20 protein-coding genes and 1 tRNA gene are annotated in these 24,499 nt (G+C 63.3%); 10 read left to right on the top strand and 11 right to left on the bottom strand.

Annotated elements, in window-relative coordinates:
• Nucleotides 1-62: 62 nt before the first annotated feature.
• Entirely contained in the window at nt 63-1,082 is a 1,020-nt protein-coding gene (locus LLH00_08610; protein MCE5271333.1) for a Gfo/Idh/MocA family oxidoreductase, read from the bottom strand.
• Nucleotides 1,083-1,264: 182 nt separating this feature from the next.
• Between LLH00_08610 and LLH00_08605 the strand changes: the two genes are divergently transcribed.
• The 3 genes from LLH00_08605 (at nt 1,265) to LLH00_08595 (ending at nt 2,265) form a co-directional block, all read left to right on the top strand.
• A tRNA-Thr gene (locus tag LLH00_08605) sits at nt 1,265-1,340 on the top strand.
• A 262-nt stretch (nt 1,341-1,602) separates the two neighbouring features.
• Nucleotides 1,603-1,878 carry a PilZ domain-containing protein gene (locus LLH00_08600; protein ID MCE5271332.1) on the top strand — a complete coding sequence of 92 codons (276 nt, stop codon included), beginning with the start codon at nt 1,603-1,605 and terminating at the stop codon, nt 1,876-1,878.
• Between the two features lie 15 nt (nt 1,879-1,893).
• Nucleotides 1,894-2,265 (top strand): hypothetical protein, encoded by a 372-nt coding sequence (locus LLH00_08595; GenBank protein MCE5271331.1) that lies wholly within the window; start codon nt 1,894-1,896, stop codon nt 2,263-2,265.
• 21 nt (nt 2,266-2,286) lie between these two features.
• Here the strand turns inward: LLH00_08595 and malQ are convergent, their stop codons facing one another.
• The 4 genes from malQ to LLH00_08575 form a co-directional block, all read right to left on the bottom strand.
• On the bottom strand, nt 2,287-3,885 hold the full coding sequence (gene malQ, locus LLH00_08590; protein ID MCE5271330.1) for a 4-alpha-glucanotransferase: 1,599 nt from the start codon (nt 3,883-3,885) through the stop codon (nt 2,287-2,289).
• Between the two features lie 126 nt (nt 3,886-4,011).
• Nucleotides 4,012-4,227 carry a winged helix-turn-helix domain-containing protein gene (locus LLH00_08585; protein ID MCE5271329.1) on the bottom strand — a complete coding sequence of 72 codons (216 nt, stop codon included), beginning with the start codon at nt 4,225-4,227 and terminating at the stop codon, nt 4,012-4,014.
• An 89-nt stretch (nt 4,228-4,316) separates the two neighbouring features.
• Nucleotides 4,317-6,263: a 1,4-alpha-glucan branching protein GlgB gene (glgB, locus tag LLH00_08580; protein ID MCE5271328.1), complete on the bottom strand. Its 1,947-nt coding sequence runs from the start codon at nt 6,261-6,263 to the stop codon at nt 4,317-4,319.
• A gap of 395 nt (nt 6,264-6,658) precedes the next feature.
• Nucleotides 6,659-9,073 carry a hypothetical protein gene (locus LLH00_08575; protein ID MCE5271327.1) on the bottom strand — a complete coding sequence of 805 codons (2,415 nt, stop codon included), beginning with the start codon at nt 9,071-9,073 and terminating at the stop codon, nt 6,659-6,661.
• 616 nt (nt 9,074-9,689) lie between these two features.
• On the opposite strand from LLH00_08575, the gene LLH00_08570 reads away from it, so the two are divergent.
• Nucleotides 9,690-11,966, top strand: a complete 2,277-nt coding sequence (locus LLH00_08570; protein MCE5271326.1) for a methyl-accepting chemotaxis protein — start codon at nt 9,690-9,692, stop codon at nt 11,964-11,966.
• A gap of 219 nt (nt 11,967-12,185) precedes the next feature.
• On the opposite strand, the gene LLH00_08565 is transcribed toward LLH00_08570, so the two are convergent.
• From LLH00_08565 to LLH00_08540, 6 genes are all read right to left on the bottom strand, one after another.
• Complete coding sequence (locus tag LLH00_08565) at nt 12,186-13,580, bottom strand: NAD(P)(+) transhydrogenase (Re/Si-specific) subunit beta (GenBank protein MCE5271325.1); 1,395 nt, start codon at nt 13,578-13,580, stop codon at nt 12,186-12,188.
• A gap of 2 nt (nt 13,581-13,582) precedes the next feature.
• Nucleotides 13,583-13,864 carry an NAD(P) transhydrogenase subunit alpha gene (locus LLH00_08560; GenBank protein MCE5271324.1) on the bottom strand — a complete coding sequence of 94 codons (282 nt, stop codon included), beginning with the start codon at nt 13,862-13,864 and terminating at the stop codon, nt 13,583-13,585.
• Nucleotides 13,864-15,051: a Re/Si-specific NAD(P)(+) transhydrogenase subunit alpha gene (locus LLH00_08555; protein ID MCE5271323.1), complete on the bottom strand. Its 1,188-nt coding sequence runs from the start codon at nt 15,049-15,051 to the stop codon at nt 13,864-13,866. Before LLH00_08555 ends, LLH00_08560 begins: the two co-directional genes overlap by 1 nt.
• 215 nt (nt 15,052-15,266) lie before the next feature.
• Nucleotides 15,267-15,869 (bottom strand): pyridoxamine 5'-phosphate oxidase, encoded by a 603-nt coding sequence (pdxH, locus tag LLH00_08550; protein ID MCE5271322.1) that lies wholly within the window; start codon nt 15,867-15,869, stop codon nt 15,267-15,269.
• Nucleotides 15,870-15,871: 2 nt separating this feature from the next.
• Entirely contained in the window at nt 15,872-16,540 is a 669-nt protein-coding gene (tenA, locus tag LLH00_08545) for a thiaminase II (GenBank protein MCE5271321.1), read from the bottom strand.
• 76 nt (nt 16,541-16,616) lie between these two features.
• Nucleotides 16,617-18,002: a TIGR01777 family oxidoreductase gene (locus LLH00_08540; protein ID MCE5271320.1), complete on the bottom strand. Its 1,386-nt coding sequence runs from the start codon at nt 18,000-18,002 to the stop codon at nt 16,617-16,619.
• Nucleotides 18,003-18,293: 291 nt separating this feature from the next.
• On the opposite strand from LLH00_08540, the gene LLH00_08535 reads away from it, so the two are divergent.
• The 6 genes from LLH00_08535 to LLH00_08510 form a co-directional block, all read left to right on the top strand.
• The gene (locus tag LLH00_08535; protein ID MCE5271319.1) at nt 18,294-18,791 is read left to right on the top strand and encodes a Rieske 2Fe-2S domain-containing protein; all 498 of its coding nucleotides are present in this window, start codon (nt 18,294-18,296) and stop codon (nt 18,789-18,791) included.
• A 185-nt stretch (nt 18,792-18,976) separates the two neighbouring features.
• Nucleotides 18,977-20,356, top strand: coding sequence for a hypothetical protein (locus tag LLH00_08530; GenBank protein ID MCE5271318.1), 1,380 nt, complete (start codon nt 18,977-18,979; stop codon nt 20,354-20,356).
• Nucleotides 20,343-21,617 (top strand): hypothetical protein, encoded by a 1,275-nt coding sequence (locus tag LLH00_08525; GenBank protein MCE5271317.1) that lies wholly within the window; start codon nt 20,343-20,345, stop codon nt 21,615-21,617. The genes LLH00_08530 and LLH00_08525 overlap by 14 nt, the downstream gene beginning before the upstream one ends.
• 450 nt (nt 21,618-22,067) lie before the next feature.
• Nucleotides 22,068-23,186, top strand: coding sequence for a hypothetical protein (locus LLH00_08520; protein ID MCE5271316.1), 1,119 nt, complete (start codon nt 22,068-22,070; stop codon nt 23,184-23,186).
• A 473-nt stretch (nt 23,187-23,659) separates the two neighbouring features.
• Complete coding sequence (locus LLH00_08515; GenBank protein MCE5271315.1) at nt 23,660-24,058, top strand: response regulator; 399 nt, start codon at nt 23,660-23,662, stop codon at nt 24,056-24,058.
• A gap of 163 nt (nt 24,059-24,221) precedes the next feature.
• Nucleotides 24,222-24,499: carboxypeptidase-like regulatory domain-containing protein (locus LLH00_08510; protein ID MCE5271314.1), on the top strand; the 278-nt coding region annotated here is incomplete at its 3' end.

Genomic DNA, 24,499 nt, shown 5'->3' with positions numbered 1-24,499 from the left:
TGATAGCAGGGAATTCACCTCTTGAAGGGCGGGAGACAGAGTAACCGGGCGCTCCGCCGGTCTCAGGCCACCGGGGCCACTCCGGCGGCCGAGCCGCTACGGGCCGCCTCCAGCAGCGCCAGGGCCACGGCCACATCCCGGGCCGTGCTCTCCGGCGTGCAGTCCGGTGTCGCACCAACGGTGATTGCGCGGTGGAAATCCAGTTCCTCCAGATAGAAACCGTCCTCCGCGCCGACCTCGATAACTTCCTCTTTTCCCTCCAGGTCCAGCTTAATTATCCGTTCCCATTCCACGATCAGGCTCCCCTCGGTCCCGAAAGCCTTGAGCGGGTTGTCGCCGCGGTCTTTGGCCCGCCAGCTCAGGTTGAGTGAGCTGAGCACTCCGCTGTCATGGTTCAACAGGCAGAACGCGTGGTCCAGCTCGCCCAGGCGCGGTTCCACCGAGCGCACCTCGGCCTTGACCGAGTTTACCTTTCCGGCCAGCATCTGCAGTACGTGGATATTGTGCACTCCACCGTCCAGAAGGTAGCCGCCGGGGTAGTCGTGGTGGATACGCCACCCGGTGCGGGCGTACTTGTTGTCCAGGGGCATGAACCCCAGCGGGCTCCAACTGATCGAGACCAGCCGCCCGATCGCGCCCTGACGCACCAGTTGGGCCGCCCGGGTGAAACAGGGCGTGTAGTGGCAGTCCTCGGCCACCATGTAGGTCACTCCGCAGCGCCTGCCCAGGCCCACCGTGGCGCGGGCCTCGTCCAGGCTTGTCCCGGCGGGCTTTTCGCACAGCACATGCTTGCCGGCTCTGGCCGCCGCCTCGCTCACCGGGTAGTTCATGCCGATTGGCAGGCAGACCAGCACCGCATCCAGCGGGGCCTCGGCGATAAAGCGCTGCCAGTCCTGCCAGATCATCCTGCGCGGAACGCCCAGACGGTCGGCCAGGGCCTCGGCCTTGGCCGCGCTCCGGTTGCAGACCGCCGTGACCTCCAGCTTGTCCCGCAGGCGTTCCAGCGCCGGGGCGTGTGATTCGCTGGCGATTATGCCCGCGCCGATCAGCCCGAGCCTGATTTTCTTCTGTTCAGTCTGCATGCCGCTCTCCTGGGTCTGGTGAGTTGTTTTCCACACTTTTGTCCGAATGCCCTCGTACCACGAAAATACTTCAGTCCCCGGGCCGCGGCAAGCAAGGGACGGGGGTGAGGGGCGAAACTCTTGACGTACTTGACGAATCCGCCCCAGGGGATTATTTTTCTATCTCTTTTTTACGATTTCAGGCCACCATAGCTCAGCTGGTAGAGCAACGCACTCGTAATGCGTAGGTCCCCGGTTCGATTCCGGGTGGTGGCTCCAGTATGAGGGGACCGCTTCTTTCATGGTGCGGTCCCTTTTCTTTTCGACCAGTTCCTCTCCGGGTGCGGCCCGGCCGGCGAACTGCAGTCCTGTTGTCGTTCTAAAAACATTCCACTGGAAAATAGCAGCACAAAATATATAGCAGGAATTCACTTCAGAGTTGACATTTCAGAAATGAGCTAATATCTTTAGAAAACCTTGAGAACGTTGTTCGTTAGTATTTTCTTGAGCGGTATTGCATTACGCATGAAAGGGGTGCACCGTGATTGCCGGTAAGGACCCGAACGGAAGGCGTGCCGAAAGGGAACCCTTCATCACGGATGTCGACCTGGTGGTCGGGGCCGAGGTGATTCAGGCCATGACCGTGGACATGTCCGATACAGGTCTGCGGATCGACATGGACCGTCCGTTGAGTCTCAGGATACGGTTCCTGGTGGACGGGGCTCTGGTGGACCGCAAGGCCCAGCTCGCCCGGGCCGAGAAGACCCCGGACGGCGGGATGACCTACGGGATCGAATTTTCCGCCGATGAAGACTGACCCGCCGTAACGGGTATGAAAACCGCACTGCACGTATTCCTACTGACCGTTTCGCTTCTCGTGTCAGGCTGCACCGAGCCGCAGCCGGAACAGCGGCTACAGGCGCTTGAAAGCGCCGCTCCTGTCGACACCGCCGCCACCCGCAAATTGAAAAAAAAAGCCTGGATCCAGGCCTCACTGGGCAACTACCGCGACGCGATAACCGAGGTGAGCGCAGTGCTTCGCCGCGACCCCCGCGACGCCGAGGCCTATTTCATGCGTTTCCGTTTCACCCAGCAGGTCACGGACGAGCCATTCACCCGTCAGGCCGTGCAGGACCTGCGCGAGGCGGCCGCTCTGGGCCACCCCGAGGCCCGCGACATCCTGCGCCGCTATGTCGATTATTGATCCCGGAATTTCAGAAGAGCCTCAGCCGCGGCCGTAGATCCGTGTGGCGGCCAGGAGCCGCCCGGCCACCCCGTCGCACAGGTGTTCCTCGTTGCAGCGCCAGCGCCAGTTGCCGTGGGCCGTGGAGGGCACGTTCATCCGCGCGGAGGCATCCAGCCCCAGGATGTCCTGAAGCGGCAGGACCGCGGTGTCGGCGCGCGAGCTGAGCACCAGGCGGATCAGGTCCCAGGCCACGCTTTCGGCGTCGGCCTCCCGTCCCAGGTAGGCGTTGAGGTTGCCCCGCTCGGACGGGCCGGCCTCGGTCTCGAACCAGCCGCGGGCGGTATTGTTGTCGTGGGTGCCGGTGTAGTAGATACAATCCTCGGGCACGTTGTGCGGGATGTAGGGGTTGCGGGCCATGTCGCCGCCGAAAGCGAAAAGCAGCACTTTCATGCCCGGAAGTCCGAACTGGCTCATCGCTTCGCGCACGTCCGGGGTGATCAGGCCCAGGTCCTCGGCGATGATGGGCAGGCTGGCGCTGGAGCGGGCCAGACGAACCAGAAAATCACTCACCGGCGCCTCGACCCAGCGGCCGCTCACCGCGGTCTGGGCCCCGGCCGGTATCTCCCAGCAGGCCACCAGCCCCCGGAAATGGTCGATCCGCACCCGGTCGAACAGGCGCAGGTTGTGGTGGATTCTTTCGATCCACCAGCGGAAGCCCTCCGCGCGAAGGGCCTCCCAGTTATAGACCGGGTTGCCCCAGAGCTGGCCCGTGGCGCTGAAATAGTCGGGCGGCACACCGGCCACCACCCAGGGACGCTTGGCCCCGTCCAGCTTGAACAGGTGTGGGTGCGACCAGAGGTCCACGCTGTCGGCGTCCACGTAGATCGGCAGGTCGCCGATCACGTGCACCCCGCGCTCGGCGGCGTAATTTTTCAGCTCGCTCCACTGGCGGTGGAAGATGTACTGGGTGAATTTCTCCAGGGCGATCCGGTCGGCGTGACGGTGGCGTGCGGCTTCCAGGGCCCCGGGGTGACGGTCGCGCAGCTCGGGCGCCCAGTCGACCCAGGCCCGCGCGCCGAACTCGACCTTGAGGGCCTGGAACAGGCTGAAATCCTCCAGCCACCAGGACTCGCGCCGGATGAAACGCCCGTATTCGCAGTCCGTGACACCCGCCCCGCGCCAGCGCTCGAAAGCCAGGGGCAGCAGCCTGGAATGCACGGCGATGGCTTTCTCGTACTCGGCCCGCGAAGCAAGCTCCGGGACCACCGGCTCCAGCTCGCCCTCGGCCAGCAGGCCGTCGCGCACCAGCAGCTCCGGGCTGATAAAGAGCGGGTTGAAAGCGAACGCCGAGATACTATGGTAGGGTGAGTTGTCGTAGAGCGGGTCGGTCGGGTTGAGCGGCAGTATCTGCCAGTAGATCTGGCCCGCGGCGGCCAGGAAATCGACAAAGCGCCGGGCCGCAGGACCCAGGTCGCCCACGCCGAAAGGCGAGGGTAGAGAGCTTACGTGCAAAAGGACGCCGCCGCCCCTGGTCTTCATTCTGTCTCCTGGCTGATAGCTCCGCCTGCCGCGCGGCAGCTCGCGGCCGCGGACAGCGTTCTGTTTCCCGAGGTTGGGCCTCCACCGCGCGGCGCACAAGATGACCCGCGTCCGGCCGGATGCAAGAAACCGGACAGGCCGGGCGTGAGAAACGCTCAACCTGTCCGGAAAAAAGAAGCCCGGGCGGTGCCGGACCGGCTGTCCGCCCGGGTTAAAGGAAACCTGTCAGTTGCCTTTTTCGCTCGGGACAATTGAGACCAGGTTCTTCGCCCCATCGATGCGGAATTCCACCTTGTCCTCGCGGGCCAGCCAGCCCAGGGCCATCTGCACCACAAGGGCTTTCTCGTCCAGCGCTTTCGGAAGCGCGGCGATGTTCGTCTCATCCTTGTCCCGCAGGTAGTTCCAAAGCTTGCCGGCGGTAATGCCGATCTGATCCTTCATTTTGATCTCCTTTCAAGGATTGCCGGGTTTATCGGCCGTTCGACCGGGGCCGGTTGGCAAGGCCCCGTTTGACTGCATGGGATAGTGCGTCACTGCAAGCCGCGAGTAAGGATCACGGCGCCCAGGGGGGGCAACTCCAGCTCCAGCGAACAGGGCCGTCCGTGCGAGCCGTGGGGAATGGCTTCCATGCCGCCCTTGTTCCCGACACCGCCTCCCCCGTACTCCACGGCGTCGCTGTTCAGGTTTTCTTTCCAGAACCCACCCTCCGGTACGCCGACAATATAATTATGACGGGGCACGGGGGTGAAATTGCAGGCCACGAGCGTGTATTGTCCGTTGGTTTTCCCTTTGCGCAGGAAACTGACCACGCTCTGCTGCCAGTCGTTGAAATCGACCCACTCGAACCCGCCGGCCTCGAAATCCAGCTCGAAGAGGGTGGGGTTGCTGCAGTAGAAACGGTTCAGGTCGCCCAGCCAGCGTTTGAGCCCCTGGTGCGCGGGCTGCTCCAGCAGGTGCCAGTCCAGGCTCTCATCGTGCGTCCACTCGCGCCACTGGCCGAACTCACCGCCCATGAACAGCAGTTTCTTGCCCGGATGGGTGAACATGAAAGCGAACAGCAACCGCAGGTTGGCGAATTTCTGCCAGGTGTCGCCCGGCATCTTGTTGATCAGCGAGCCTTTGCCGTGCACCACCTCGTCATGGCTGAGCGGCAGCATGAAATTTTCGGTGAACGCATACCAGATACTGAACGTGATCTGGTTGTGGTGGTAGCTGCGGTATACAGGGTCGCGCGAGAAATAGAACAGGATGTCGTGCATCCAGCCCATGTTCCACTTGAGGCCGAAACCCAGCCCGCCCACGCTGGTGGGACGGGTGACCATGGGCCAGGCGGTGGATTCCTCGGCGATCACGTTGACGTCCGGTTCCTCGGAGTAGAGCACCTCGTTCATGCGGCGCAGGAAATAGATCGCCTCCAGGTTTTCCTTGCCGCCGTAGCGATTGGGCAGCCACTGGCCGTCGCGGCGGGCGTAATCGAGATAGAGCATCGAGGCCACCGCATCCACCCGCAGACCGTCCACATGGTATTTCTTCAGCCAGAACAGGGCGCTGGAGATGAGGAAATTGCGCACCTCGTGCCGGCCGTAGTTGAAAATGTAGCTGGTCCATTCCGGGTGATAGCCGCGCCGGTCGTCCTCGTGCTCGTACAGGTGCGTCCCGTCGAAATAGACCAGGCCGTGGATGTCGCTGGGGAAATGGCTGGGCACCCAGTCAAGGATCACCCCGATGCCCTCGCGGTGCAGGTAGTCCACCAGGTACATGAAATCCTGCGGGGTGCCGTAGCGGCTGGTCGGGGCGAAGAACCCCAGGACCTGGTAGCCCCAGGAGCCGTAAAACGGGTGCTCCATCATGGGCAGGAACTCCACGTGCGTGAACCCGAGTTCCCTGACATAGTTGGCCAGGCGCGGGGCCAGCTCGCGGTAGGACAGGTGACGGTTCCCCTCCTCTGGGACACGCTGCCAGGAGCCCAGGTGCACCTCGTAGACCGACATCGGGTGGTCCAGGGAGTTGTGCTCCCGGCGGCCTGACATCCACCCGGCGTCACCCCACTCGTAGTCCAGGTCCCAGACCACCGAGCCGGTGCGCGGGGCAACCTCGTGGTACAGGCCGTAAGGGTCGGCTTTCTCCACCCGGTAGCCGTTGATCTTCGACTCGATGTGGTACTTGTACAGGCAGCCCTTGTCCAGGCCGGGGATGAACCCCTCCCAGATGCCGGAGTCGAGATGACGGCGGCCCAGACGGTGCAAGCCGGGCATCCAGTCGTTGAAATCCCCGATCACCGATACGGTAAAGGCATTGGGCGCCCAGACCGCGAAATAGACCCCCGGCCGCCCATCCACCTCCATCCGGTGTGAACCCAGCTTGTCGTATAGCTGAAAATGGCTCCCCTCGGCGAAAAGGTAGTAATCGGTGTCGGTGAAAAGGGTCACATCATAATCCACCGTGGGGTTCGATCCCTTCTCTTCCGGTTCTGCCATCTGCTCTTCTCTGCCTCATGAATTCGGGATTGTGATTCCCTCCCGCGGCGCTTTTCCGGAGTTGAAAGCGGGCCGGAACCGCCGCCACATCCATCTGTCGGCCGGGACCCGGCTCAGCAGCGGAAGGGCCGGGCCCGAGCGCATCCAGGCGCCCGAGAAAACCCGGTTCTGCACTTAATACATTATCACTGTTCGAGGCGCTTCTGTCAACTATCCGGCGCTGATTTTATTCTTTTTTGAGCATGATAATCAGCTTAATCAGCTTTTTGCTGTCTTGAATAATTTACAGTTTTTTCTCAAGTGAATTGAAAGCCTGGCCCGGCGGGAGGCTTGCGGCGAGCCGGTGAGGAGGCCGGACAGGCAGGCTGCGCCTGTCCGGCCCCTTTCGGCAGAGGTCAGAATTGCGGCCGTATTTCCAGGCCGGAGTTGTTCTCCACGCTCAGGCTGTACCCGGCCGGCAGCTGCACGCGGTACTCGATCCGTCCCCCGCGCTTGATCCAGGCGGCGGAAATCTCACCGTCCGGGGTGGGCAGGCTGCCCTCGCACCATTCGATCCCGGGGTCGGACAGGCGCAGTGTCACACGCTTGTGGACCGTATCCACCCGGCGCAGTCCCAGGATGTCACGCAGCAGGAAATGCGCGCAGTGCGAGGCGAAGCCGTGGTTGCAGCTCGCCCGCTGGTCCTGCATCTCCCAGAGCGTGCCGGTGCGGTCGGCCATGTACAGAAGGTAGTCCCGGCACTCCTCCAGGGCCTGGGCCACCCGGCCCTGATTGGCAAGAATATCGAGGCGCAGCTGGTTGCCGATGAACGGCCGCGACAGCGACACCTCGGGCCAGGCCCCGCTTTTTTCCCGCTGCGGTCCGAACTGGCTCACCAGGAGCTTCCAGAGTTCGGGATAGCTTTCCGGCGTGGCCGTGCCCAGGTAGAACGCGTAGTCCTGGCAGGTCTCGGTGCGGTTGCGGGTGGGCTTGAGCACCCCTTTGACCCGCACGGCGTTGTCCACGAAAAAAGTTCCGTCGTACGACTGCTTGCGGATCACCTGGCGCACCTTCACGGCCTGTTCCGCGCAGGCGGGCAGGTCGTACAGCCTGGCGGCGGCATCCAGCGCCGCGGCGTAGAGCATGTTGGTCGGATAGTTGACATCCTGCACGTAGTCGTTGGCCTCGGACCATTCGACAAAGACCCAACTGTCCAGTTTTTCAAGCAGTCCGTCCCGGTTGCGGTAACGTCCCAGCCGGTCGAGCAGGGCAGTCACCTTGGGCCGCGCCGCCTCGACCAGAGCGCGGTCGCCGCTGCGGGCCAGGTATTCCTCCAGCTCCAGGACGAACCACATGGCCCAGTTGGGGATATAGCTGCCGTTGCGGTTGTCCGCCGGGTAGCACATCGGGAGCATGCCGGCCGGCAGCATGGAGAAACTGTCGGGCAGGATGAAATTCTCGAGGAAAGCCTTTTCCACCGAGGAATTGCCGCAGAGGCTCTGCGCGGCCCGGGCGGTGAAATAGCTGTCACAGAGCCAGCCGGCCCGCTCGCGCGAGGGGCAGTCGGTGAACAGGTCGACCGCGTTCTGACGGAAAGTCTGGCGCGCGGCCTCGAACAGACGGTCGAGGCGGTTGTCGCTGGAGGCGAACCGCGCCCGGGAGGCCTCCGGGTTGGCGTATTCGCGCAGGCTGACTCCTGTGATTTCGGCCTCTCCCTGCATGACCATCACTTTCAGGTATTTCATCGTGTAGGGCTCGGCCGCCTCAAGCTCGTATTGTCCGGGCTCCAGGCGCCAGTGCACCAGGTTCACGCAGCCCAGACGCTTGAAATCCACGTCCCCGTCCGTGAGCAGCTCGTCGAAAGTGAAAAACAGCTCGGTCGCCTCGCGGCAGCTCAGACGGACCGCGGGAAATCCGGTCAGGTTGACGCCCAGGTCGAAAATGGCGAAAGAGTTGGCCCGGAGCGCGGTCGAGGAATCGGGACAGTAGGGTTTATCCAGCGCATTGTTGGCGATTGTGCGCACATACTGCATCAGCACAAACGAGGAGTCCTCAAGCTCGGAACGGGGGAACCCCTTGATCTGGGGCCCGACCTGGGTCAGGGCCCGGTCGACCCAGAGCGAATCTGGCCGCGGCCCCACCTCGAAACGGCCGGTCGAACGCAGGCTCACCGGTTGGCGCAGCTCGAAACACGGCAGCGCGGTGCGGCAGGGGAGCAGCTTTTTCGGCGTGGAGAGCGCCAGCTCGGCCCTGTCGAACCGGGCGCGGCTGTCCGTGCGCCAGGCGCTGAAATCGGGGCTCAGGCGGTAGACCTCGCTGAACGCACGCTGGAAACTGTAGCGCTGCACGCTCCTCACGCGCTGAGGAAGAACCGCGGCCTCGAAATTCACCCCCGCGCCGGCGGTGGAGGCAAGCACCCGGCCCTCAGACACCACCTCCGCCTGCAGGAACGCCGGCTGGTCCAGAAGATAATAGCTGTTGATGTTGTAGCCTGTGACCTCGAGCGCCAGGGTGTTTTCCCCCGGAGCGAGCAGCCTTGTGATGTCCCATTCATCCACCCGGCGCCAGCCGTGGGGCCCGCGCGAGGGCCCGTGGCCGGCAAAGGCCCCGTTGACATAGAACCGGTACATCGAAGAGGCGGCCAGGCGCAGGACAGTCCTTTCCGTGCCTCCGGATTCGAACACCGCCCGGAAGCCCGCGGTCAGATTCATGCTCGTGTCGCAACCTGCGGGCCAGACCGGCCGGGCCGAGTGAAAAGGCTCCTGGCCGGCGAGCCACCGGGACTGCAACAGCAGAAGGAAAAGGATCGGGAGAAAGAGCTTTTTTGACATTGCGGGTCCTCCGGGAGGATTGGCTGTAAATCGGCTTGAGTCGCTGTAATGAATACAGGCAGCGGCCAGAAAAGGCAAGCCCTGTTTACTAAATCAGACAGATTGTGCGGTTTCAGCCACGGAATGCCCGATTTCGAACAAGGTGTTTGTAGAGTTTGAAATAGATTCTCCTTTTTGAATAGTGTAAAACGTGGCAAATGAACAAAATGCGATTATTGGATAATTTGGCATGCTAATTGATTATTAACATATCGGGTTTGAAATCGGAGAGCCTTGTGTTTGCTGAATTCGATGGCTGTACCCATGCCTCGGTTAGTGCATTTCTGATCACGTTTTTGCCAGGCTGTCTCAAGAGTTCCTCTTCTTCGCGTGCACCGTCAGCAAGATATAAAATATTGAGTTCCCGATCCTTGTAGCAGGTTTAGCTGGCAGATTCCATTTAAACCCGTCACTACGGATAAGGAGATGCGAAAAATGTGATTTGAACGAAGGTCTCAGGGTCAGGGTGATGACACAAATGCCAAGGAGAACGGAAAACCGGAGAGAGCACAGATGCAATAGAGGAGAAACATATCAGATAATTGCCTTGTCAACTAATCAACCGAGGTGAGTCGGAATGGGAACCAGATGGACAGTAGGCAAAAAACTGATGATGTCGTACATGAGCCTGGCAGTAATTGCTTTGGCGATCGGCATATCCGGGTATTACGGTATCTCCAGGAGTTCCAGGGCCGTTGCGGATATCGGCACGATAAGGTTGCCCGGAGTTGAGCATCTGTTGATAATCAACGAGGCCCTGACCGCAGTGACCACTGGCGAGCGCGGACTGCTGAACAACAAGATGATGGACCCGAAGGTCCGTCAGGCCCAGTACGATTACATCGATCAAGCTTTCAGCCGGGCCGATGAGGCCTGGAAAGCCTTCGAGGAGCTGCCCAAGAGCGCAGACGAGGAACAGCTTTGGAAAGATCTGGAGCCGAAATGGGCTAACTGGAAACAGGGACACCAGGCGGTCCGGGAGGCCAGCCTGAAGAAAGACCAGTTGATCTCGCAGGGCCTGAGCAAGGATGATCCCCAAATCCTCGAAATGGATGAGACCGCTTTCCAGGCCTCGATGGCCGCCCGCACTGCTTTCCTCGAGACCCAGAACCAAATCCGCCAGATGGTGGAAAGCACCCGCGATGGGGCCAAGTCAGAAGTCGCGGCGCAGCTCCAGAAAGCTTTCGTGCAGAAAACAATCGCCATCGTGTTCATGGTGTTCGGTTTCGGCCTGGCTCTTCTGCTCGGAATAATTATGACGCGCTCGATCACCCGCCCGCTCATCCTGCTGACCGATGTGACCCGCATCCTGGCGGATGGAGATGTCGAGTTGACCGGCGTGTCCGTCGATGAGAGAACCAAAATCAAACAGCGCCAGGACGAGCTGGGGGACATGGGCCGTGCTTTCGCGCACATGATCGCGAACCAGAAAGAAAAGGCCGAGGCCGCGGGCCAGATTGCGCAGGGCAACCTGGAGGCCAAGGTAAACGCCGCCTCGGACAAGGACCTTCTCGGGCATTCCATGCTCCAGATGATCGACAGCCTGCAGCGGATGAACAACGAGGTGAAACACCTCATCAAGTCCGCCCTGGACGGTCAGCTCAAGGAACGGGCCGACAGCTCCAAGTATGCGGGTGATTACGGCCAGATAGTCGGCGGGGTGAATAACCTGCTGGACACCGTGACCCGCCCGATCGAGGAGGCCTCCCAGGTGCTGTCCGCGGCCGCGGATAAGGACCTGACAAGCCGGGTGACCGGGGACTACAAGGGCCAGCTGGCCGAGTTCAAGCAGAATATAAACACCACCATCGAATCCCTGGACGAGGCGCTGCAGCAGGTGGCCCTGGCCGTGGAGCAGGTCGGATCGGCCAGCGGCCAGATCGCCAGCGGCAGCCAGAGCCTGGCCGAGGGCGCCAACGAGCAGGCCTCGAGCCTGGAGGAAATCAGCTCGAGCCTGGAGGAGATGTCCTCCATGACCAAGCAGAACGCCGACAACGCCAAGCAGGCGAAGAACCTGTCGAACGAGACGCGCGGTTCCGCTGACAAGGGCCGTCAGGCGGTGGAGCAGATGGTGGCGGCGATCGGAAAGATCAAGTCCAGCTCGGACCAGACCGCCAAGATCGTGAAGACCATCGACGAGATCGCGTTCCAGACCAACCTTCTGGCCCTGAACGCCGCGGTGGAGGCGGCGCGCGCCGGTGAGGCCGGCAAGGGCTTCGCCGTGGTGGCCGAGGAAGTGCGCTCCCTGGCGCAGCGCAGCGCGACCGCGGCCAAGAGTACGGCCGACCTGATCGAAGAAGCGGTCAAGAACGCGGACAGCGGAGTGGAGATCACCGAAAGCGTGGCCCGCGGGTTTGAGGAGATCGCCGAGGGCTCGCGCAAGGTGAGCGACCTGGTGGCCGAGATAGCGGCCGCGGCTATCGAGCAGGCCCAGGGCATCGAGCAGGTGAACACCGCAGTGGCGCAGATGGACAAGGTGACTCAGCAGAACGCCTCCAACTCCGAGGAATCTGCCAGCGCCGCCGAGGAGCTCAACAGCCAGGCTGAGGAGCTGCGCAGCATGGTGGATGAGTTCAACCTCAGCCGTCAGCACGAGACCCGCAAGGCCAAGACCGAAATCCTGGCCCGCCCGCTCGCCCAGTCGGCCACGGCCGCCGGACAGCGCCAGGAAACAGTGACAATGTCGATGAAGAGCGAGCGGACTGCCGCGCGTAAGCCCGCCAAGGTGCGGAACGGCCGTCCTGTCCTGGCCGGCAGTGTCAAGAGCGGGCCGATCACAGGCAACGGGCACGGCAAAGCTCTGAACCCGGAGCGTGTGATCCCGCTGGATGACAAGGACTTCGTCGATTTCTGATCTGCCATTAGGCACATGGAAGTGAAAACAGGCCGGGGTGCGGAGCGATCCACACCCCGGCCTGTTTTTTGTTTTGACGAGCCGACCTTGTGGAAACGACTCAGGGGCGGGTTTCAAGCCCGCCCCTGCCGTTGTGCGTTCCAGTGTTTTCCGCTCTGCCCGGCGTCCTGGACTGGCCTCGGATTTGAGCTCCCTCCTCCCGGCCGGGGTTGCACCGGATCAGCTCTCCTTGAGCGCCGCCACGATCTCCAGGATCGCTTTCTTGCCGTCCGCGAAGTACATCAGCGTGTTGTCCGCGATGAAAAGCGGGTTGGGGATCCCGGCGAACCCGGGGCTCAGCGAACGCTTGATCACAACCACGGTGCGGGCCTTGTCCACGTTGATGATGGGCATGCCGGCAATCGGGCTCGCGGGGTCGGTGCGGGCGATGGGGTTCACCACATCGTTGGCCCCCAGCACGATGGCGATGTCGGTCTCCTCCATCATCGCGTTGGCCTCGTCCATCTCCTTGAGCTTGTCGTAGGGGATGTCGGCCTCGGCCAGCAGCACGTTCATGTGCCCGGGCATGCGTCCGGCCACCGGATGGATCGCGAACTCGACATCCACCCCGCGCGACTCGAGCAGATTGGTCAGGTCGCGCACCGGGTGCTGAGCCTGGGCCACGGCCATGCCGTAACCCGGCACGATCATCACCCGGCGGGCGTCCTCCATCAGCATGGCCACTTCCTCGGCGCTGGTGGACCTGACCTTGCCGGCGTAGATGTCGTCTTTCTTGCCGCCGGTGGCGACCACTGCGCCCACCCCGCCGAACAGCACGTTGGCCAGGGAGCGGTTCATCGCCTTGCACATGATCTGGGTCAGGATGATACCCGAGGCCCCTACCAGCGAGCCGGCGATGATCAGGCCGTAGTTGTTGAGCACGAACCCGGTGGTCGCGCCCGCGATGCCGGAATAGGAGTTGAGCAGCGAGATCACCACCGGCATGTCCGCCCCGCCGATGGGGATGACCAGCATAACTCCCAGGACCGAAGCCACCAGGGCCATGATCCAATAGATGTTAACCTGGCTGGGTTCGAGCACGAGCCAGACGCCCAGTCCCACCGCGATCAGGCCCAGCAGGATATTGACCACGTGCCGTCCCGGGAACAGCACAGGGTTGCCGCCGATCAGGAATTCCTGCAGCTTGAGGAAAGCGATCAGGCTGCCCCAGAAAGTGACCGCGCCCACGATGCCTGAGGCTGCGGTGGCGATGGTCATCTGGGTCAGGGGGGTGCCGCTGGCCAGGCCGGATTCGACCAGGGCCGACCCGGCCACGATCAGCGAGGCCCCGCCGCCGAACCCGTTGTACAGGGCCACCATCTGCGGCATGGCGGTCATCGGGATGCGGATCGAGACGATCACCCCGATCAGCGAGCCGATCAGGATGCCGATCAGGATAACCTCGAAGCTTACGATGTGACGGTCGAACAAAGTCACCACGATGGCGAGCAGCATGCCGAGTGCGCCGACGAGGTTGCCCCGGACCGCGGTCCGGGGATGGGCCATGCCTTTCAGCCCGAGAATGAACAGCACTGAAGCGACCAGATAGGCCAGGTTGATTATCGCTGTGTACATGATCAATTTTTCTTTTTGAACATCTTGAGCATTCGGTGGGTCACCATGAAGCCGCCCACAACGTTAATAGTCGCAAAGACCACGGCCGTGCAGCCCAGGATCGTGGTCAGCAGGGTCTCCTTGGCCCCGGCCGAGATCATCGCGCCGATGATCGTGATGCCGGAAATGGCGTTGGACCCGCTCATCAGCGGCGTGTGCAGGATCGGAGGCACCTTGTTGATCACCTCGAACCCCACGAACACCGCCAGGACGAAAATGGTCAGCGAAATGATGAAAATATCCATCATACCTTCTCTGGCTGGGCCGGAGCGAGCGCCGGCAGGTTCAACAGCTCACGCACCCGCGCCTGTGTGACCTCTTTGCCGTGGGTCAGCATGGTCTCGCGGGTGATCTCTTCGCTCGGGTCTATCTTGAGGCTGCCCTCCTTGGTGAGCAGGTGCCTGAGGAAGGTGACGATGTTCTTCGAGTACATCTGGCTGGCATGGTAGGGCACCGTGGAGGGCAGGTTGAGCGTCCCGATCACTGTCACTCCGTCCACCTCGACCGTTTTGCCGGCCTGGGTCAGCTCGCAGTTGCCGCCGCGCTCGGCGGCCAGGTCGACAATCACCGAGCCGGGGGGCATTCTCTTCACCATGTCGGCGGTGATCAGCACCGGGGCTTTCTTGCCCGGCACAGCCGCCGTGGTGATCACCACGTGGCTGTCGGCCACCACGCGCTCCATCAGCTCGCGCTGACGGCGGTAGAAATCCTCGCCCATCTCTTTGGCATATCCGCCCTTGGTCTCGCTGGCGGCGGCATCCAGCTCCATTTCGACAAACTTGCCGCCCAGGCTTTCCACCTGCTCGCGCACCGCGGGACGGACATCATAGGCCTGCACCACCGCGCCCAGACGTTTGGCCGAGGAGATGGCCTGAAGGCCCGCCACGCCCGCGCCGATCACGAACACGCGGGCCGGACTGACAGTGCCAGCCGCGGTCATCATCAGCGGGAACATGCGGGGAAGCTGCGCCGCGGCCAGGATCACCGCCTTGTATCCGGCCACGGTGGCCATCGCGGAGAGGGCGTCCATACTCTGCGCCCTGGTGATACGCGGCATCAGCTCCATCGAGAACGCGGTCACTCCGCGCGCGGCCAGCTCCTGGACCTGATCCGGCGCGGACAGAGGGTCGAGAAAAGCGATCAGAACCTGACCCTCGCGCAGGAGAGCATAATCCTGCGGCCCTTTTTCGGGGTTGGCTCCAGCGGCCTGAAACTGGAGGATGATGTCCGCGGCCTGGAACACTTTCTCCCGGCCGGACAGCATCTGGACCCCCTTGGCCTGGTACTCGCTGTCCGGGTAGCCGGCTGCAGCTCCAGCCCCGGCTTCCATCACGACCTCGAGTCCCGCTTTAGTGAGTGCGGGAACACCATCGGGCACCAGTGCCACCTGGTTCTGGCCAGGGAATGTCTCCCTCGGAACACCCACTCGCATTGGAATCGGCCTCTCCGTTCGGTTGAGGTTAGCGTTTTCAGCCGGAGGAATGCCTCCGGCCAGGAAACCGATTTTGTGGAACAGCTCGGCAGCCATCCGGCTGCCGCTCTTTTACAATACTCTCTCAACTGCCGTTCAGTGATATTGTAAATAAATCTCAAATACAAATCAAGTCCGTAAGGCATCTTCTTCCCGAACCGGCCCGACGGAAACGCTCAGGGCGCCAGTCGCTCGATTGACCAGACGCCAGCGGCCTGAAAATAACGGAACCGGTCGTGCAGGCGGTCCGCTCCGGCCTGCCAGAATTCGAACTCCTGCGGCGCCAGACGGTATCCGCCCCAGAACGGCGGCAGAGGGACCTCCTCCGGGGAAATACGTTCCATTTCCCGCTGTGCGGCCTCCAGGGTTTCACGGTCCTGGATCGCCCGGCTCTGGGGTGAGGCCCAGGCCCCCAGGCGGCTGCCGCGGGGGCGGGTCCGGAAATAAGCCAGGCTCTCCCGGGGCGTGGTTTTTTCGACCTCACCGACAATACGCACCTGGCGCGCAGGCTCGCTCCGCCAGTAGAAAAGAAGGGCCGCCCTGGGCCGGGCCAGGATATCCTGCGCCTTGCGGCTGCCGTAGTTGGAGAAAAACACGAAGCCCGCGCGGTCGAACCCGCGCAGCAGCACCATGCGCGAGGAGGGCGCGCCCGCCGCGTCCACCGTGGACAGGGCCATCGCCTCCGGTTCGGCCACTCCCTCTCGCTGCGCCTGGCTGAACCAGCGTTCGAACTGCACGAACGGATCATCGGCCAGGGATTCTCTTTCCAGGTGCACCATTCTTACCCCAGTGCGCTGTCGAGTTTACGCCAGGACATTTCCCAGAACAGCACCTCGAACTCCACGCTCCTGGCGAACAGGTTTTTCCAGCGCTCATGCGCCGCCCCGTCGGAATGCCGGGCCTGGGCCTCCATCAACTGGCGCAGACAGTCAGAAATATTTTTCATCTGGTCCGAGGCATAGATCTCGATCCAGTCCCTGTAAAACTGGGCCTGCGGCAAACCCTGTCTTTGAAGGCGTTGGCCGATCTCATGGTAACCCCAGACACAGGGGAGCATGACGGCCAGAAGGTCGGCGAAACTGCCGGAATAGGCGGTGGAGAGAAGAAAACTGGTGTAGGCCAGGCACCCCGGCGCGGCCACGGTGGATTCGAGCACGGAGCGGCTCAGGCCGTACTCGGCGCAGATTTTCACGTGCAGTTCCATCTCCGATTCGAGGATCTGGCCCAGCAGGTCTTTGAAATAGCGCATGGTTTCCAGGTCGGGCGCCTTGGCGCAGGCCAGGGCCAGCAGGCGGCTGTATTCGATCAGATAGACATAGTCCTGGCGCAGGTAGAAAACGAATTTGTCCTCTGCCAGCACTCCCTCGCCGATCTCGCGTACGAACGGGTGCTCGTGCATCCTCTGCCAGGAGTCGTTGCAGGCGGCGGCGAGACTGTCGGTGAACGACATGCGGTTTCCCTTCTCTGGTATGGATGAACAGGTCCTGGTTTGTGACCTGATTCGGTTGCTCCGGTTTAGCTGTTCTTCAGGTTAATATATGGGTCTCGCTCAAGCGGCCTGTCAAGTGACCAAGGGCGCGCCCCAGGTCCGGGTAGCGGTAGCGGAAACCCGATTGCAGCAGTCGCGACGGACACACCCGCTGGCTGGACAGAAGAAGTGCGCTGCCCATCTCGCCCAGGGCGGCGCGCAGCAGCGGGGCCGGGGCGGCCAGAAAGGCGGGCCGCTGCAGAACGCCAGCCAGGGCCCGGCTGAACTGAGCGCTGGTGGTCGCCTCGGGCGCGGCGGCTATCAGCGGGCCGCTCAACTCGTTGTGTGCGACAACATGCCGGATCACCCGTAACAGGTCATCGATCGCGATCCAGCCGAAATACTGCTCACCACGGCCCAGCGGGCCCCCCAGGCCCAGGCGGAACGCGGGCAGCATCGCCCGCAGCGCCCCGCCGGACTGGGAGAGGACCATCCCCAGCCGCAGGAACACCACCCGCACTCCGGCCTCAGCCGCCGGGGCGCAGGCCGCCTCCCAGGCCGCGCAGACCCCGGCCAGGAACCCCGTGCCGCCGGGGCTGTCCTCATCCAGAACCTCCTCCCCCCGGTCGCCGTAGAAACCCACGGCCGAGGCGCAGACCAGCACCCGGGGCGGATTGTCGAGCCGGGCCAGGTTGCGCGCGATAAGCTCCGTGCCGCGCACCCGGCTTTCCAGAATGCCACGCTTGCGGCGCTCGTTCCAGCGCCCGCCGGCGATACTTTCCCCGGCCAGGTGCACCACCGCCTGGGCGCCCTCCAGGGCGGCCGGGTCGAGCCGGCCGGATTCGGGCTGCCAGCGGAACTCATCGCCGCTATCCGGCTCCCGACGCACAAGACTGCGCACGCGGTGCCCGGCCGCACGCAGGTAGGGGACCAGCGCCGAGCCGATCAGCCCCGAGCCGCCGCTCACCACGATCTCCGAATCGCATTCACCGTAATCCAGGCTGTCGCGCAGGTCGGAGGCGGTCACCCGGTGCCGCCAGCGGAACGCCCGGTCGAGGCGATTCGCGATGAAGCGGTCGGTCAGCCGGGGCAGGGGCGGCTCCCACTCCACCCGGTCGGTCAGGACACAGCTTCCGCCCCCCTCGACAGCCGTGAAAACGTGCTCGTGGACCCAGCGCCGGAACGGACCGCGCACCTGGGTGTCGGTGAAAGAATGTCCAGGCTCCACACCGCTCAGCTCGGCCAGCCAGTCGAGGCGCAGCGGCCCCAGACCGGCCTGCAGGTGAAGGCGTGCGCCCTGGGCCAGGGCGGTCGTTCCGCCCTCAAGCAGCCGGACTTTCTGCCAGGGCGGGATAAGGCGTTCCAGGGCCCCCGGCCGGGCGTGCCAGGCGAACGCCGCCTCCGGGCTCACTCCTTGCAGAAGGCTCTGAAGACGGTATTCCATCCTGCCCCCGGTCCCAGAAGGTCCGATTAACAGAGGGCTAAACCCACCTCCGTTGTACGACTTTCATATTAACTCTACAGTGATTCAGGTGCGGATTACAACAGACGGCGTGGAAAAGCCGCCGCAAACAGGAACAGTGGAAAATATTTTGTGTAGTTAATAAAAGTCGATCAAAGAGTCAAGAAAGCGCATTGTGCTCATTTCTTAAAGCCGCGTTGACGGCTCGTTCCGAGAGGCATTCCATTTTGGGGAGGGGTTGCGATGAAAAGCGACAAACCTGAGGAAGTACGTATGACAGGATGCGCGTGCGGTGGCGCCGGGCACAGCCGGCGTGAATTTATCGGCCGGTCGGCCCTGGGAGTGGGCGTCTTGGCCTCGGCCGGTGCTCTTCTGTCACTGTTGCAGGGTTGTGGCGGGGGAGACTCCTCAAGCCCGGTGGCGCCAGCCACCGGCGGCGGCACGGTGCAGCTCGACCTGAGCCTTCCGCAGTACAGCGCACTCGGCACAGTTGGCGGATCGGTCAGTCTGAACGCAACTGCGGCGAGCGGACTGCCGCGGTTCGGAATCATCGTGGTGCGCACCTCCGAGAGCGTGGTGACGGTCCTGGACCGCACCTGCACGCACGAGGTGAACCAGATCGGGGCCCTGCAGCCGGACGGCGTAGCCACCTGCCCCCGTCACGGGGCGCAGTTCAACGCCTCGGGCAGCGTGGTCCGCGGGCCGGCCTCGCACAGCCTGGCTCATTACCAGGCCAGCCTGGAGAACGGCATTCTCAGCATCCAGATCTGAGCGGGGCGGCTAAACGCCGGGGGCAGGGAGCGGTCGCGCGGCGCGGATCAAACAGGATGCGCTTAGTATTCCAACGATAAAATCACTTGTAAAAGTCGGGTCCAGGGTCTACACTCAGGTCAGGGAACGCAAACCGGAGATTGGGCGCGGTTCAGGCTTGAACTGTACAATCCCGCGAGGCGAGCATGCCGCTTGAGCAGACCCGTTCCACACAACCGGTCCGCGTGGCCGTGATCGGCGGTGGCCCGGCCGGGGCCTTTTTCTCGATACGCTACCTCAGTCTTTGCCGCGAGAACGGGATTGAGGCCCGGGTGACCATTTTCGAGCCCAAGCTGTTCGAGCGCGGCGGCCCCTCCAACTGCAACTGCTGCCAGGGAGTGCTGTCCTCGGCATTGGTCTCCGAGCTGGAGGCTTTGGGCCTGGCCCTGCCCGAGCGCGTGGTGCAGCAGCGTATCACCCGCTACCGTCTGGTCACCGGGGTGGGCAGCCTCTGCCTGGAGGCGCCCGCCGGTGCGCACATCCTGACTGTCTACCGCGGCCACGGCCCGCACCCCGACCGCAGCGGGCGGCTCAGTTTCGACCAGTTCCTGCTGGACACCGCCCTGGGCCTGGGGGCGATAAAGGTCCCGCGCCGGATCGAGAGGGTGGCGCTCGAACGCAGCGGCCCCGACCCGGTGCATCTGACCGATGAGCTCGGTCAGAGGTACGCCGCGGACATGCTGATCGGCGCGTTCGGGGTGAACTCCAGCACCGGCCAGCAGTTCGAGCGGCTGGGGTTCGGCTACAACCGTCCCGCCACACACGCCGCGGTGCTGGCCGAGTTTCCGATGCCCGAGGGCCAGCGTCCCGAGGGAGCGGGCAGCGAGATCGTGGTGTTCATCCCCGGTGAGCGTCCGGTGCAGTTCGGCGTGATAACGCCCAAGAAAGACTATGTCACCGTGTCGCTGGTGGGCAAGGGGCTCAGCCTGAGCGACCTGGAGGAGTTCGTGCGGCGCACCGGCCTTGAGAGGGGTGCACAGGTCGCCACGGTGGACGGCAGTCCACGCTGCCGCTGCGCCCCGCGTTTCCCGGTGCAGCACAGCCCGCGCCTGGCCGCGGCCCATTGCCTGATCGTGGGGGATGCCGGAATCTCGCGCTACTACAAGAAAGGCATCGACAGCGCCCTGCGCTCGGCCTCCCTGGCCGCCGAGGTGCTGGTCCACTGCGGGCCCGCGGATGAGAGGGGCCTTCGCCGCGACTACGAGAGCCGCATCCAGGGCGAGTTCGGTTTCGACAACCGCCTGGGCCAGATCATGTTCCGCCTCTACGACCGGATCAACCGCGTGCCGGCGCTCACCCTGGCCCATCTCCGCCTGGCCCGCGGCGAGTGTCCGCTGTCCGGCCTGGCCGCGCACCGTCTGCGCTGGGTGCTCTGGAACATGTTCACCGGGGATGCGCCCTATCGCCGGATATTCCTCCACTGTCTGGACCCGCGCCTGGCTTTCGGCGTGGTTTGCTCCGCGCTGCGCGTGCTGCTGAGCGGAAAGAAAGCTTTCGGACAGGAACACGACAATGATTGCAGGTGAGACAAAGCCCCTGCGGGTGCTGATCGCCGGGGCAGGACCAGCCGGAGCGGCCTGCGCCATCTCGCTGCTGCGCCTGGCAGCCCAGGCCGGGCGGCAAGTGCAGGTGGACCTTTTCGAGCACAAGCAGTTCGGCCGCCACTACAACCAGTGCATGGGCGTGCTCAGCCCGCCGATCCAGGAGCTGTTGACCGGCCTGCTCGGCCTGGAGATACCGGAAAGTCTTATCCTGCGCCGGATATACGGTTACTGCCTGCACACCGAGAGCACCAGTATCCGCCTTCAGGAGAGCGAGGCCGGGGGGGGCGCGACGCCCTCGCTGGCCACGCGGCGGGTGCAGTTCGACGCCTTCCTCAACGAATCCGCCTGCCGGGCCGGGGCGGCTCTTCACCCCTGCCGGGTCTGCGATGTGGAGTTCGGCGCGGAGGCGGTGAACATTTTCACCGAGGGCGGCAGTTTCAGCGGCGACATCCTGGTCGGGGCTTTCGGCCTGGACTGCCAGATGAGCGAGGCGCTCGAGCGGCGGATCGGCTACCGGAGGCCGGACTACCTGGACACGGTGGTGACCAAGATCCATCCGGGCCAGGAGCGGGTGGACGCTTTCGGCGATACGATCCACGCCTTTCTCGTTGCCACGGCCGGGGTGGAGTTCGCCTCCCTGGTCCCCAAGGGCAACCATATCACGGCCCTGGTGGCCGGGCGGAAGGTCAGCTCGTTCACCCTGCGGCAGTTCCTCGGCTCGCAGTCAGTGCGGCAGTTGCTGGACTATCCGTTCGAGGTGAGTGACATGTTCCGCGGCAGTTTCCCAATCTCGCCGGCACGGAATTTCTACTGCGACCGTTTCATCGCCATCGGAGATGCCGCCGGGCTGGTGCGCCCGTTCAAGGGCAAGGGGATCAACTCGGCCCTGCTCTGCGGCAGCCACGTGGCCGGCCTGATCCTGGAGCGCGGGGTGACGAGGCAGGCCCTGAGCGGGATCGAGCGCTGCTGCGCCGAGATCATCGGCGACCTGTGGTACGGGCGGGCCACGCGGCTGATCACCGGGGTGATGACCCGCCTGGGGGTGTTCGACCCAGTGCTGGCCACGGCCCGCCGCAGCCCGGCCCTGCGCCGCGCCCTGTTCGACAGCGTCTCGGGCCAGGACACCTACCGCAATGTCTGGCGGCGGATCCTCGGCTCGCCCGCCGATCTACTCAGGGTGAGCGCCGGGGTGGCCGCCGCGGCCCTGCGGCACACCATGTCCTGCCCGCCGGACAGAAGCTGAGCCCTCGCTCCGGGACTGCTTTCCGCTTTGCGCTGTTTACTTTCCGCCGCTTTTGTGCCATATTTCCCGCCGCACTTCGGCCTTTGGGACGAATTTGCATTCAGCTTGGCGTTTTCGTATTAAGGCGGACCGGCATCAGTGGCAATCCGATCCCAGCGACGCCGTCGGTTCGCCGCAGCCCAGCCTTTGGGGTGGATGGTTCGTTTATGATTTATGTAGGGTCGCACCCGCGTGTGCGACCGGGCGGACACATGGGTCCGCCCCTGCGGCTAAGACCGGGCTTAAGTTGAAACACTGCCCGTTGTGCAGGCTCAGGCATGCGCGGCCCCCAAAGACAACCGCGTCGGCCTGGCGGCCGCAAGGGGGGCTGCGGCTGGGATACGCCTGCTTAATGGCGAGAATTGTACGTAATGCATCTGCCGGTACAAATTCACATCGCAAGGGAGAACAATGGCAGAACCGCTGTGTGCCTATTTCGGACGGTGCGGGGGCTGCACCGCGCAGCAGACCGACTACGCCGCCCAGCTCGACAACAAGCGCCGTCAGCTGGCCAACGCTATCGGCTGCGAGGACATCCGCGTGGTCCATGACCGGGAGTATTTCTACCGCACCCGGGTGGATATGATCTTTCACCCCAACGGCCTGGGGTTCCGCCACAAGGGCGACTGGCGCCGCATCGAGGATGTCGACCGCTGCGTGATCGCGAACGAGCGGATAAACGAGCTGTTGGCCGAGGTGCGCGCCTCGTTCACTGGCGCGGACACGTTCGACATCCGGCGCAAGAGCGGCACGTTCCGCTACGCCGTGATCCGCGCCCCGCAGAACGACAGCTCGATCTCCTTTGTCCTGAACGCCGACTCGACCCGTCTGCTGGACGCCCGGGAGCGGGTCGCCCGGTTCGCCGAGCGCAGCAGCGCGGCCAATGTCCTGGTGACCTATGTCCCCTCGAGCACGGATATGAGCGTGGGGGAGGACTACTACGTGGTCAAGGGCCGTGACCTGCTGGAGGAAAGCTACCTGGGACGGCGGTTCCTGCACCACGTGCAGGGCTTTTTCCAAAACAACTATTTCATGGCCGTGAAGTTGCACGAGCACTGCCGGGGCCTGCTCCAGTCGCACCCCACCGAGGGGAGGCACCTGCTGGACCTCTACGGCGGGGTGGGGACTTTCGGCATTATCAACGCCGACCTGTTCGACAGCGTGAGCGTGGTGGAAAGCTTCGGCCAGGCCATCCAGTGCGCCGGGATGAACATCGAGCTGAACGGGGTGGGCAACGTGCGGGCGGTGGTGCTGGATGCCGCGAAGCTGAAGAACCTGGAGCTGCCCAAGCCCCTGATCGTTATCACCGACCCGCCGCGCAGCGGCATGCACCCCAAGACCATCCACCAGTTGGGCGTGCTGCACCCCGAGCTGATCATCTATGTATCCTGCAATGTCAAGCAGCTCGGGATCGATCTGCCCAAGCTCAAGGACTACAGTCTGCGCAGCGCCGCCCTGTTCGACCTGTTCCCCCAGACCCCGCACGCCGAGGCGGTGGTGGAACTGGTCCCCACGGGCGAAACGGACTGAAACGCCTTGAGATATTGACAGCGGCCCACAGGACCCGGGGTGCGGAGCAATCCGCGCCCCGGTTTTTTTGTTGCAGCGGACGGGAGGAATGCCGCGCCGGGACGCCCGGGAAGGAATGGATGTCAAGAGCGGAGTAAGTGGATACCGCGAATAGCAATTCGGGAGCGGGAGCGACCTCCGGGATGGCTTTCCGACCGCTATCCCGAAGCGTGCAGGTACGCTGACTGTCCGCACCGAAAGGTGCAACCGCACCGATCGGTGCGGTGAAATCATGGCAGACGGTCCCGGCCCGGCCCAGAACCGTCGCCGCAGAGATACAGGAATACTGGTCTTACGAAATTGTTCCGCTCGAACTCCGCAATAAGGCCCGCCTGGCACCTTTCTTGTCTAAGTAAAGATATCAGATATCACTCCTATCCCCCTTTCTGGACACAATACGCCCTGTTGAGCCAATACCAGTATGGAATGAAATCATGAGAGTTTTAGTCATCGAGGATGATTACGAGCTGTTGGAAGAGCTGGAGGACGCTCTGAGCGGTGAGGGTTTCGAGACCGTGGCCTGCCGGAACTCGGGCGAGGCGATCGGCCTTTACCGCGCCCGGAGGTTCGATGTGGTGGTTACGGACCTGAAGATGCCGGTGCTGGACGGGTTCGGGCTGTTACGGGCCATCCTGGCCCTCGACCCGCAGGCCCGGGTCATCATCCTGACTGCCTGGGATGACCCGGAAAACCGCCGCCGCGCCGCCGAATACGGGGCGATTGGCTTCTACCGTAAGCCACTGATCGATATGGAGGAGTTTTTCGGCACTCTGCGGAGAATCGCGCTGGGCAGCCGGGATGAATCGGGAGCCGCGGACCTGAAACACGAGTGAGCTTCTGCGAGAGAACTGCACTGTAACTCAACAGCCAACTATCCATAATTAAGGAGGCGCCGGGTCATGAAATAGGAATGTCCGCCGAAGCACCAAGCAGGACAACAGCAAACTTTTGGAAGTATCCACAGTTTCCGCGAAAGGATCCACCGAAGGAGGATCTATGTTGGGAAAAGCCGAAAGAGACTCAGTCAAGCTCCGGAGCATTCTGCTCTGCCTGGGGCTGATGCTCTGGGCCGTGACGGGATACGCCCAGATCAGTACGGCCAAGATCGAGGGCGTGGTGCGGGACAAGAACAGCGGCCAGCCCCTGGCCGGAGTGCAGGTGACCTGCGAGGGCACACGTCTGGGTAATGTGACCAACAACGACGGGTACTATTTCATTCTGAACGTGCCGCCCGGACGGCGCTCGATCACTTTCACCTACACCGGCTACCAGAA

The sequence above is a fragment of the bacterium genome, assembly GCA_021372515.1.
GTDB lineage: Bacteria > Gemmatimonadota > Glassbacteria > GWA2-58-10 > GWA2-58-10 > JAJFUG01.
This window is presented reverse-complemented; position numbering and strand designations above follow the sequence as displayed.

Excerpts from the sequence above, each read along its gene's own strand:
- LLH00_08565 (MCE5271325.1), bottom strand. The coding sequence starts at position 13,580 with ATGTACACAGCGATAATCAACCTGGCCTATCTGGTCGCTTCAGTGCTG.
- glgB (MCE5271328.1), bottom strand. The coding sequence starts at position 6,263 with ATGGCAGAACCGGAAGAGAAGGGATCGAACCCCACGGTGGATTATGAT.
- tenA (MCE5271321.1), bottom strand. The coding sequence starts at position 16,540 with ATGTCGTTCACCGACAGTCTCGCCGCCGCCTGCAACGACTCCTGGCAG.
- LLH00_08585 (MCE5271329.1), bottom strand. The coding sequence starts at position 4,227 with ATGAAGGATCAGATCGGCATTACCGCCGGCAAGCTTTGGAACTACCTG.
- LLH00_08540 (MCE5271320.1), bottom strand. The coding sequence starts at position 18,002 with ATGGAATACCGTCTTCAGAGCCTTCTGCAAGGAGTGAGCCCGGAGGCG.
- LLH00_08595 (MCE5271331.1), top strand. The coding sequence starts at position 1,894 with ATGAAAACCGCACTGCACGTATTCCTACTGACCGTTTCGCTTCTCGTG.
- LLH00_08515 (MCE5271315.1), top strand. The coding sequence starts at position 23,660 with ATGAGAGTTTTAGTCATCGAGGATGATTACGAGCTGTTGGAAGAGCTG.
- LLH00_08610 (MCE5271333.1), bottom strand. The coding sequence starts at position 1,082 with ATGCAGACTGAACAGAAGAAAATCAGGCTCGGGCTGATCGGCGCGGGC.
- LLH00_08560 (MCE5271324.1), bottom strand. The coding sequence starts at position 13,864 with ATGGATATTTTCATCATTTCGCTGACCATTTTCGTCCTGGCGGTGTTC.
- pdxH (MCE5271322.1), bottom strand. The coding sequence starts at position 15,869 with ATGGTGCACCTGGAAAGAGAATCCCTGGCCGATGATCCGTTCGTGCAG.
- LLH00_08530 (MCE5271318.1), top strand. The coding sequence starts at position 18,977 with ATGCCGCTTGAGCAGACCCGTTCCACACAACCGGTCCGCGTGGCCGTG.
- LLH00_08555 (MCE5271323.1), bottom strand. The coding sequence starts at position 15,051 with ATGCGAGTGGGTGTTCCGAGGGAGACATTCCCTGGCCAGAACCAGGTG.
- LLH00_08570 (MCE5271326.1), top strand. The coding sequence starts at position 9,690 with ATGGGAACCAGATGGACAGTAGGCAAAAAACTGATGATGTCGTACATG.
- LLH00_08535 (MCE5271319.1), top strand. The coding sequence starts at position 18,294 with ATGACAGGATGCGCGTGCGGTGGCGCCGGGCACAGCCGGCGTGAATTT.
- LLH00_08575 (MCE5271327.1), bottom strand. The coding sequence starts at position 9,073 with ATGTCAAAAAAGCTCTTTCTCCCGATCCTTTTCCTTCTGCTGTTGCAG.
- LLH00_08525 (MCE5271317.1), top strand. The coding sequence starts at position 20,343 with ATGATTGCAGGTGAGACAAAGCCCCTGCGGGTGCTGATCGCCGGGGCA.
- LLH00_08520 (MCE5271316.1), top strand. The coding sequence starts at position 22,068 with ATGGCAGAACCGCTGTGTGCCTATTTCGGACGGTGCGGGGGCTGCACC.